Genomic DNA, 546 nt, shown 5'->3' with positions numbered 1-546 from the left:
ATCGGGATCCGTGACGATATGTACATCGGCAAAGGGAACAAGTACATGCATGATGTCGTTGACGCCGTTGCTGAAAGCAACCGTGACGGTATTTTGGAACAACGTCCTAACTTGATCGACTTGCAAGACGATATGGACCATCCAACCCAAGCCATGGCTGATTTAGACCATATCATCCATGAATTTGGTGGCGTTGATCAATTAAAAGGCAAGAAGATCGTTATGTCATGGGCTTACTCCCCATCATACGGCAAGCCATTATCTGTTGCCCAAGCCATCATTGGTTTAATGACCCGCTACGGCATGGACGTGACTTTGGCCCATCCAGATGGCTACGAAGTCATGCCTGAAATTGAAAAGATTGCCGAAGACAATGCTAAAAAGTCTGGCGGTAAATTCACCAAGACTAACGATATGAAAGCAGCCTTCAAAGACGCAGACGTCATCTATTGCAAGAGCTGGGCACCTTTCAAAGCCATGGAAAAACGGACTGACTTATACGGCCGCGGCGACTTTGACGGTATCGACAAGTTGGAACAAGAATTA

1 pseudogene is annotated in these 546 nt (G+C 46.5%); it reads left to right on the top strand.

The window, feature by feature from the left end:
- A pseudogene (locus tag FC07_RS05765) lies at positions 1-546 on the top strand (knotted carbamoyltransferase YgeW); the annotation flags it as partial.

The sequence above is a fragment of the Loigolactobacillus bifermentans DSM 20003 genome (assembly GCF_001434575.1).
Lineage (GTDB): Bacteria > Bacillota > Bacilli > Lactobacillales > Lactobacillaceae > Loigolactobacillus > Loigolactobacillus bifermentans.
This window is presented reverse-complemented; position numbering and strand designations above follow the sequence as displayed.